Origin of the sequence: Alteromonas sp. 14N.309.X.WAT.G.H12, assembly GCF_036697315.1 — a bacterium.
GTDB lineage: Bacteria > Pseudomonadota > Gammaproteobacteria > Enterobacterales > Alteromonadaceae > Alteromonas.
Window position 1 is genome coordinate 1 of the sequence record NZ_JBAHZB010000219.1, and the last position, 1,440, is coordinate 1,440.

The 1,440-nt window shown below is 48.8% G+C and carries 1 pseudogene; it reads left to right on the top strand.

Annotated features, from left to right (window positions below):
* Window positions 1–1,440: pseudogene (locus tag V5298_RS20615) on the top strand (exodeoxyribonuclease V subunit gamma); the annotation flags it as partial.

Consider the following 1,440-nt stretch of genomic DNA (forward strand, 5'->3'; position numbering starts at 1 on the left):
GATACGGTGCGTATCCCTTGTTCTATTGCAGACCGCGCCCCATTAGATGCCGAACCTGTCATTGCGGCGTTTATGGAATTACTTAGCCTGCCGGACAGTCGTTTTGAAGTCAGCGGCATTATCGACTATCTGCGTTTACCACCGGTTCAGCGTAAATTTGGTATTGCCGAAGGTGATTTGGATATTATCAGTCACTGGCTTGAGCAATCCCATGTGCATTGGGGGCGGGATCAACAGCACAAATCGACCTTGTTAGGACAGCCTGCCTTAGAAACCTATACCTGGGCGTGGGGATTAAAGCGCTTACTTCGCGGAATGGTGCTTAGCGATAGACCGCAAATTGATGAAGATGTGTTAACCGTGCCCGACGTGGAGGGGCAACATACCGTCTTGCTAGGCCGACTGATCCAGCTGCTCGAACAATTGTCTGTTTTTGCCTCGTCGCTAAATAAAAAACGTACCGCCACACAATGGCATCAATTTCTTGATGAAATGCGTCAGGCTTGTTTTGAACCTGCGCAAGAAGATCAGGGAAGTTGGGAGGCGATTTCCCGCGCTACGGCAGATCTGGTAGTTCATTGCGAACAGGCGGGCTTTGAACATGAACTCACGTTGGCCCAGGTGCGCGCTGTTCTAGTGCGTATTTTTAGTACGCCGGATGCGGCAAACCACTTTATGACTGGTCAGGTGACCTTTTGCTCAATGATGCCAATGCGGAGCATTCCCTTTAAAGTGGTGTGTATTTTAGGACTCAATGATGGTGAGTTCCCGCGACAGTCCTCGCCCATTAGTTTAGATTTGATGGCCCGAACGCCGCGCAAGCTGGGAGACCGTTCCCGTCGGTTAGAAGACAGATACCTGTTTTTAGAAGCCCTGATCTCCGCCAGATACTATGTGTACTTAAGTTATCAAGGCAACAGCAGTAAAGACAACAAACCTCGCCAGCCCAGTTTAGTGCTATCGGAACTGTTAGACGTGTTGTATCGCGCTTATAACGTTCAACAGCCTTTTGTCAGAACCTTGCCCTTACACCCTTTTAGTCCCGCCAATTATAGCGGCGATTTAGTGGGCTTTGATCCCGGTTGGTTCCGGCTAGCCAATGGTCTGCATCATCAGTCTGTGGTTACATCGCCCCAATTGCCTGAAACCGTATCGGAAATAACAGGCACATTAAATGTGGATACTTTAGCCCGGGGGTTTAGCCATCCCCTTAAGACCTATGCCAATCAAAAGTTGTCGGTCTATCTAGAAAATAATCAACCGGTGCTGTCAGATGCAGAGCCGTTCAGTGAAAATCACCTATTGCGTTACAAGATCCTTAAAGCCTTTACCAGCGCAAACCTGATGGGCCAAGATAAAACCGACGTTGAACAGCACTATATGCTAAGTGGTGATTTACCCGATACACCATTAGCGCCCATGTTATTGGATACCTGGTCC